Annotated in this window: 6 protein-coding genes, 3 tRNA genes and 1 pseudogene; 2 read left to right on the top strand and 8 right to left on the bottom strand. The window is 66.0% G+C overall.

Features of this window, described 5'->3' with window-relative positions; translation table 11 throughout:
* Positions 1 to 385 precede the first annotated feature (385 nt).
* The 5 genes from K789_RS0109570 to K789_RS0109590 form a co-directional block, all read right to left on the bottom strand.
* Positions 386 to 459 (bottom strand) — tRNA-Ile (locus tag K789_RS0109570).
* A gap of 81 nt (positions 460 to 540) precedes the next feature.
* Positions 541 to 1,737, bottom strand: coding sequence for a glycosyltransferase (locus tag K789_RS0109575; RefSeq protein WP_024366568.1), 1,197 nt, complete (start codon positions 1,735 to 1,737; stop codon positions 541 to 543).
* A gap of 103 nt (positions 1,738 to 1,840) precedes the next feature.
* Complete coding sequence (locus K789_RS0109580) at positions 1,841 to 2,746, bottom strand: DMT family transporter (RefSeq protein ID WP_024366569.1); 906 nt, start codon at positions 2,744 to 2,746, stop codon at positions 1,841 to 1,843.
* Positions 2,746 to 3,381, bottom strand: a complete 636-nt coding sequence (locus K789_RS0109585; RefSeq protein ID WP_024366570.1) for a CDP-alcohol phosphatidyltransferase family protein — start codon at positions 3,379 to 3,381, stop codon at positions 2,746 to 2,748. The genes K789_RS0109580 and K789_RS0109585 overlap by 1 nt, the downstream gene beginning before the upstream one ends.
* Before the next feature lie 52 nt (positions 3,382 to 3,433).
* Positions 3,434 to 4,327: a phage holin family protein gene (locus K789_RS0109590; protein ID WP_024366571.1), complete on the bottom strand. Its 894-nt coding sequence runs from the start codon at positions 4,325 to 4,327 to the stop codon at positions 3,434 to 3,436.
* Between the two features lie 182 nt (positions 4,328 to 4,509).
* On the opposite strand from K789_RS0109590, the gene K789_RS0109595 reads away from it, so the two are divergent.
* Together K789_RS0109595 and K789_RS0109600 are read left to right on the top strand one after the other, a co-directional pair.
* Positions 4,510 to 5,733 (top strand): multidrug effflux MFS transporter, encoded by a 1,224-nt coding sequence (locus K789_RS0109595; RefSeq protein WP_024366572.1) that lies wholly within the window; start codon positions 4,510 to 4,512, stop codon positions 5,731 to 5,733.
* A 473-nt stretch (positions 5,734 to 6,206) separates the two neighbouring features.
* Positions 6,207 to 6,614: a hypothetical protein gene (locus tag K789_RS0109600; protein WP_024366573.1), complete on the top strand. Its 408-nt coding sequence runs from the start codon at positions 6,207 to 6,209 to the stop codon at positions 6,612 to 6,614.
* 76 nt (positions 6,615 to 6,690) lie between these two features.
* Here the strand turns inward: K789_RS0109600 and K789_RS0109605 are convergent.
* The 3 genes and pseudogenes from K789_RS0109605 to K789_RS0109615 form a co-directional block, all read right to left on the bottom strand.
* Positions 6,691 to 6,763, bottom strand: a tRNA-Asn gene (locus K789_RS0109605).
* A gap of 136 nt (positions 6,764 to 6,899) precedes the next feature.
* Positions 6,900 to 6,972 (bottom strand) — tRNA-Asn (locus K789_RS0109610).
* Positions 6,973 to 7,074: 102 nt separating this feature from the next.
* A pseudogene (locus K789_RS0109615) lies at positions 7,075 to 7,509 on the bottom strand (DNA primase); the annotation flags it as partial.

Raw genomic sequence — 7,509 nt, forward strand, 5'->3', positions numbered from 1 at the left:
GAGCCGGTCCTGCTCCTTGCCGCTGAGCAGCTGCTCGAACGCAAAGAAGTCGCCATCGGCGTAGGGGAGGTTGTTGATGTCGATGTCAGCTTTGGACATGGTGTTCCTTCACGTGGGATCAGCAGCGACCAGGATGACGCGGGCGATGCGCCAGCGGAATGTTACTCACCAGTAACTTACCGCAATTCGCCGGAACACCGCAAGTGACGGAGGCCATACCGAGGGGCATCAACCCGGACCAGTCGTCTCACAGGACAGGGCGATCGGCCCCGGCCGGACAAGGAACCGGACAAGGAGCCGGACACAGCAAAGGAGCCGGGCCGACGTCGAAACATCAGCCACGGCTCCCGTGAATGCGGATCCCTTCCAGGGTTCCGCGTGAATGTAGGGCTACTCGGACTTGAACCGAGGACCTTAGGATTATGAGTCCCGCGCTCTAACCAGCTGAGCTATAGCCCCGCGTCCCGGAAATCGATCCGGCCCGCATCGGGCCGGACGGTTTCCGGGCAAAAATCACTCTAGCAATAGTAGTGGCCCTGATCAGACGACGAGGTCGTCGTAGCTCGCGCCGCGGTACAGATCCTCGAAGGCCTGCAGGGTACGCTCGAGGCTGTGGTTCTCCACCATCCCCCGGCTCGCCTTGCCCATCGCCGCCAGCTCATCGGCGGGCAACGACAGCACACGGACCATCTTGGCCGCGAGGTCGTCGCTGTCATTGGGCGTGAACAGGTAGCCGTTTTCGCCGTCGCGCACCAGATGTGGCAACGCCATGGAATCCGCCAGCAGGACAGGCGTGGAAGCGGACATCGCTTCCAGCGTCACGAGCGACTGCAGTTCGGCAGTGCCGGGCATGCAGAACAAGTCCGCCGCCAGGTAGGCCCTGCGGAGATCGGCCTCGCTGGCGAGGCCGAGGAACTTGACCCGGTCCTGCAGGCCCAGACGGGCAACCTGGGCCTCGAGGGCCGGGCGCACTTCGCCGCCGCCAACGATTTCGAGGTGGACGTCCAGCTCCTTGGGCGTCTTAGCGACAGCGTCGATGAGGACGTCGATGTGCTTTTCCTCGGCGAGCCGGCCAACGAACAGCACCGTGGGACTCGAGTGGCGAACCAGCTCTTCACCGGGCTGGAGTTCGTAGGCGGCCGAGTCGATGCCGTTGGAGAGCGGCAGCACCTTGCGGAGGAAGGCGTGCTGGTGCATGGCCTTGGCCGCCAGCGGCGTGGGGGTGGTGACGACGTCGGCCTGGCCCATGACCTTTCCCATGTCCTTCCAGGAGATGCGTCCCACGATGTCCTTGAACCACTGCGGGAACGGCAGGAACGGGTTCAGGTTCTCGGGCATGAAGTGGTTGGTCGCCACAATCCTGATGCCGCGCTTGACGGCCTCGTAGAGCACATGCTCGCCGATCATGTAATGGCTCTGGATGTGCACGACGTCGGGCTGGATCCGGTCGAAGAGCAGGCTGATTTCCTTCTTGATTTCCCAGGGGAAAGTAATCCGGAAGTATTCGTGCGTGGGAACTGAGTGCGAGCGGATCCGGTGAACGGTGCCTTCGTCGCTGAATTCGGTGTAGCTCTTGCCCTTGTCCGGACGGCAGGCGAGGACATGAACATCGTGACCCCGCGCCTTCATGCCCTTGGCCAGGCGGTAGCCGAACATGGCCGCGCCGTTGACGTGGGGCGGATACGTGTCCGCGGCAATCAGGATGGTCAGCGGGTGCTGGTTGTCAGGCATGGTCACGGGGAGAGCTCCTGGTGGTCACGGTGCGGGCAGCTGGTCTGTGGCGGCCGGTTGGCCGTCGGCGCAGGCGCGCCGGGCCGACTGCTGAAGTCTGGACGATGTCCTACGACACCCGGCCCGCAGCCTTCCGCGCGTCCTTCTTGCGCTTGGTGACTTCGGGATGGTGCCTGGACAGGGCGATCACTCCCACGATAGCAAGCGAACCGGCCGCCCCCATCGCAATCGCCGTCACGGCGTGGACATCGGGGCGCAGCTCGCCGAGGATCGTGATGCCGATCGCGATGCCGACGATCGGGTCGATCACGGTCAGCCCGGCAATCACCAGGTCCGGCGGGCCACCCGAGTACGCGTTCTGGACGAACCACGAGCCCAGGCCGCCGGCGGCCGCGATGGCGACCACCGAATACCACGGCACGTTCAGGACGCCCAGCCCGTTCGGATCGAGCAGGTGCTTGCCGATGATGCGGGTCAGGACGGCGACGAAGCCGAACAGGATACCGGCGCCAAGGATATAGATGAAGGCGCTCATGCGGTGCCTGAACATCAGGGCGAGCGTCCCGAACAGACCTACGGCCAAAGCCAGCAGCAGCACAATGGTCAGCTCGTCCGACGAGCTGACCTTGTGGTTTTCCTGGGTCACGTTGACGGCGAGGACCACGAACAGGGCCGAGCCCGTGACGCAGGCGGAGATGGCCACGACGGTGGCCCGGTTGATCGTCAACCCCTGGTCCTTGGCGTTGACGATCGTGGTGATGACCAGGGCTATCGCCCCGATCGGCTGGACCACGGTCAGTGGCGCCATGACCAGGGCAACGGCGTTCATGGCCATGCCCACAGTCAGCAGCAGCAGGCCAAACACCCAGCGCGGGCTGCGGAACAGGCGGAGCATGCCATGGCTGCTGAGCGCCAGTCCTCCGGTGTCCGCCTTAACGGCACTGCCCTGGCGTTGGGCGCCAATCGCGAGGCAAAATGCTCCCAGCACCGCCAGCAGGACGGCGAACCACACCATCAGCCGGTGCCGCCGTCGGCGTCGAGCTGGTGGCCCTTGAGCTTCCTGCCCTTGCGGATGATGGCCCAGAAGTAGTTGTAGCCGGCGATCCAGTGCCCCACGAGCCCCAGTCCCAGGAAGATCCAGGCGGCGACGAAGTACACCTCGGCGCCAGGGACCGGGAGTTTCGAGAGCACGAGCAGCGGCGTGCCGACCAACAGGAGCGCAGTCCGGATCTTGCCGATCCTGCTGACGGGAAGGTCTGGGTGGCCGTGGAAGTAGTAAAGCGACAAGGCGAGCAGAAGGGCGTCCGGGACGAGCAGCGCCGCGAGGTACCACCATTCCACGACGCCGGCGATCACGAGCGTCACGGCGACCGCAATCAGAGACAGCCGGTCCGCGATCGGATCCATGACCCGCCCGAGGTTGGACATCTGGTCATACCTGCGGGCGACGTAGCCGTCCACCCAGTCGGTGCTGCCCATAACCGCCAGAACGAGGGCGGCGTAGCCGTATTCCTGCGCCCCGAGGACGAGCCAGATGAACAGTGGGACGCCGAGGAACCGCACCACGGTCAGCACGTTGGGGATGGTGAAGACCCGGTCGTGGTGGATCTGGGGCTGACCAGGCCGGGCACCAGCGCCGATGAACCTCATCGGGTCCCCCTTTCCATGGCCGGCAGCGAGCGGGCGTTGTGAGGCGGGCTGCCTAGCCCTTGAGCAGTTTGCGCAGCATGAACACGAGCGCGGCGGCCGAGGCGGTCAAAGCGACGAGCGGTTTCCACCGCTGGCCCAGCTGGGCGGCCACGCCTGCGCCGTCGGCAGCGGCGCCGTCCGACGTCGCTGGACGTTTCGTGGTGCGCCCGGCCGCGGACCGGAACCCGGCGACCTTGCCGCTGAGCTGTTCTTTGCCGCCCTGCAGCTTCACCTGGGCCGCGGCCAGCAGGACCCGGGCCTGGGTCTTGACGTCGAGTTCCTCATTGAGTTCATCGCGGACCCCGGTGAGGTGGGCGCGGCGCTGGTCCAGCCGGCGTCGCAGTTCCGCCTCAGTGGGCGGCGGACCGAAGTCCGGCTCAGCGGCCTTCTTGGCTTCCTTCTCGGCCTTGGCCTTGGCGGCGGCCTCTGCCTTGGCAGCCTTGGCCGCCTTGTACTGCTCGGACTCCGGATCCAGCACGGCAGGATCGAACGCGGAGCCCTCCTTGGCGATGCCAAGGTCGTGCTTGAGGCCGCGGATGGTATCCGCCGGAACCAGGGGCATGGCCTGCTTGAATTTGCCGACACCCACGAGGCCTGCGATCACGGCGATCAGCAGGAAGACACCGCAGACCAGCAGGGCCGCGAGCCAGGCGGGCATGATCGTGGCGAGGCCCATGATGGCGGCGACGATGAGGCCGACCACCAGGAAGGCGACGAAGACCAGTGCAACCGCGAGAACAGCGGCAGCAACGCCGACCTCGATGCCCTTGCGCTTGATCTCGACCTTGGCCAGGGCAATCTCGTCATTGAGCTGCCGCGGAGCCAGCTTGGAGATCAGTTTCAGGGTCCTGGGCAGCGCTGAAATGCGCAGCGCCCCGTTTGTCCCGCCGCTGTGACGTCCGCTCATCGGTCCTGCCTAACTGGTTACACCTGTGATTCCGCTTCCGCGGGTTTGCCGGTCTGCGCAGCTTCATGCAGACCCCGGTGTCAAAACTACCATTCAGGCTCCCGGCAGCGGCGCGGGGCGGGCTATGGCGCGCCCTGTTCCACGCGCCTGGCCCGGTGGCGTGAGCCCTAGGATTGACCTCTGTGACTACACCCACAAATCCCGGCGATTCTCTGAGCCGCCGCCGCAAGCTCCTCTACATTCTGATGCTCGGTGCGCTAACCGCCCTGGGCCCGTTCACCGTGGACCTGTATCTTCCGGCGTTCCCCGCGCTGGAAGAGAGCCTGGGCGTCTCGGAGGCGGCCGTGCAGCTGACGCTGACCGGCACGACGATCGGCTTTGCGCTGGGCCAGTTGGTGGTCGGCCCGCTGAGCGACAAGTTCGGCCGGCGGATGCCGTTGATCCTGGCGACAGCGGTGCACATCATGGCATCCCTCGGTGCCGCCCTGTCGACCGACATCTCGACGCTGGGCTTCTTCCGGGTGCTGATGGGCATCGGCGCCGCGGGAGGCGGCGTCGTGGCAATGGCGATGGTGCGGGACCTGTTCAGCGGCTACGCCATGGTGCGGATGTTTTCCCGGATGGCCCTGGTGAACGGTCTGGCCCCGATCCTTGCCCCGGTGATCGGCTCGCAGCTGCTGCTGTTCATGCCGTGGCCCGGGATCTTCTTCTTCCTGGCGGGCTACGGCCTGTGCGTCCTCACCGCCGCGGTGTTCGTGGTGCGCGAGACGCTGCCCCGGGAACTGCGCGGAAAGACCGGCATGACCGCCCGCCAGCGCTACGGTGTCCTGTTCGCGGACCGGATCTTCGTGGGGCTGCTGCTGGTGGGCGGCATGAACTTCGCCGGGCTGTTCACGTACCTTTCCGCATCGCCGTTCCTGTTCCAGGATGTGTACGGCTTCAGCCCGCAGCAATACGGCCTGCTCTTCGGCGTGAATTCGCTGGGCATTGTCGCTGGGGTGCAGACCAGTTCGAGGCTCATCCGGCGGGTCCCGCCGCAGTGGATCCTCGCCTGCTCCACGGCCTGGATGTTCCTCATGGCCGTGCTGATCGTGATTTTCGACCAGCTGGGCTTCGGGCTGTGGGGCGTGATGGTGCCGCTGTGGTTCTACATCCTCGGCGCCGGATTCACGTTCCCTTGCGTCCAGGTGCTGGCGTTGGCCAAGCACGGGGCGCAGGCCGGAACGGCTGCCTCCCTGCTCGGTGCTGCCACCTTCCTGATGGCGGGGCTTATTTCGCCGGTGGTGGGCTGGTTCGGCGTCACGTCCGCCACGCCGATGGGTGCAGTCCAGGCCGCATGCATCTTCCTGGCCGCTGCTGCCCTGTGGCTCGTGGTCAGGCCCCGGACGGTCCCGGCGATCCAGTAGCCCGCCTCCCGGCACCACGTCCGCGGGGACATGCCCAGCCTTTTCACGCACGAATCCGCGGGACATGCCCAGCCTTGGCTAGAGGGCTGGGCACATAGGCGCTATGTCCATGCGCCCGTCCCAACACGGGGCATGTCCCCGCGGCAGGCTGGCCGCCGACCTCGCGTTCCTAGGCTGCGGCCCTGTTAGGGGCAGCGACCCGGCCAGGATGCGGGTCTGTGTTCGCTGCCTCGCACGTTCGTGGCGCCTTACTGCACTCCTTCCCGGTTCCCCCCATCCGAAAGTTCTCCCAGGATGTCGGGACTTGGCCGGCCGGGGCAGGGAGGGCATGCCCAGTGGCCGCAGCCAGGGATGGGCATATGGGCACCATGTCCACCCGCCAGCCCGACCGCGGGGCATGTCCCCCAGGGGCGGCCCGTGAGGTTGGCTGCAGGCCCTGTTGCGGCACCACGCCGGGCGATAAAGTTGTAGTTGTGCCCCACTGGCAGGATCATCCGCCCCTACCGGCCACGTGGCAGCGGTGCGACGCCGGAATCCTGCCCCTGTGGTGGGATCGCCTGTGCAGCCAGACCAGCCAGCAGTCGGCGGCCCTGTTCGCGGCCGGCCTGTTCACCGAGGACCGCCGGCGCCCGATCGCCCAGTGGTACAACCCGGCCTACGATTCGGCGCTCCTGGTCGCCCCCGAGACCTCCCCCGAGTGGCCCGTGCAACGCTTCGGCATCTTCTACGCCCCGGCCGGCGGCGGGTTCACCCAGGTCCACTCCAATCCGCACGAATGGCACCCGCGGGAACCGCGCAAGTCCCCCACCGAGCTCGAAGCGTTCCAGGCAGCCGTGGCAGAGGCCGAGCGGTTCCTGCAGGTGGAGATGGACTTCGTCTGAGCTCGGGATAGGCCGCCGTAAAAGGGCACAAAAAAGGTCCCACAGCCAGTTGTTCACCGGCTGCGGGACCTGTCCGCTCCTCCTGCTGGACTTGAACCAGCAACCCTTCGATTAACAGTCGAATGCTCTGCCAATTGAGCTAAGGAGGAATGAAGCAGGTATGACATTAGCAAAGGTTTTGCCGCTTAGGAAATCGGCCCGCCACCCGGCCCGACGCATCCCGCCAATACCCCCTCCGGGTATGAAAAAGTCCCCGTCCCGGTGACCCGGGACGGGGACTGCACGCTCCTCCTGCTGGACTTGAACCAGCAACCCTTCGATTAACAGTCGAATGCTCTGCCAATTGAGCTAAGGAGGAATGAAGCGGATACAAGCCTAGCAAACACCCGGCCGGGAAGTGAAATTGACCCCGCACGGGACAAAAGCCCGGGACAGCAGGCACGGGACCAGACAGGGAGACTCAGGCCTCCGAGCGCAGGGACCGCCGCTGCATTTCCAGCTGCATGAGCTCGCGGTTCAGCCGCTGGAACTCCTCCGGGTCTGAAGAGGCGTCCAGGCGCTGGAGCTGTCCCATCTTGTCCGCCTTGACCCGGGTGATCTGCAGTTCGAACAGGCGCGCCAGAATGTCCCGGCAGTATCGCAGGACGCCGTCTGCCGTGCTGGCGGGCAGCGGCACGACGGACAGCTCGGACACAAGCGGGCGCAGCGGCTCGGGAACCTCCTGCAGCAGCTGTTCCACCCAGCGCACCGGGTCGCCCGCGAACGCCAGGCCGGTGGCCCGGATGGCCTCGTGGATGGCCAGGTACGCCGGTGTCGAGAATCTCGCCTCGGAGAAACGCTGCCACGTCTCACCTTCCAGCATCCCGGGCTGCTGCAGGGCAACCTCGAGCGCCTG

The sequence above is a fragment of the Arthrobacter sp. TB 26 genome (assembly GCF_000427315.1).
Lineage (GTDB): Bacteria > Actinomycetota > Actinomycetes > Actinomycetales > Micrococcaceae > Arthrobacter.

Excerpts from the sequence above, each read along its gene's own strand:
- K789_RS0109585 (WP_024366570.1), bottom strand. The coding sequence starts at position 3,381 with ATGAGGTTCATCGGCGCTGGTGCCCGGCCTGGTCAGCCCCAGATCCAC.
- K789_RS0109590 (WP_024366571.1), bottom strand. The coding sequence starts at position 4,327 with ATGAGCGGACGTCACAGCGGCGGGACAAACGGGGCGCTGCGCATTTCA.
- K789_RS0109580 (WP_024366569.1), bottom strand. The coding sequence starts at position 2,746 with ATGGTGTGGTTCGCCGTCCTGCTGGCGGTGCTGGGAGCATTTTGCCTC.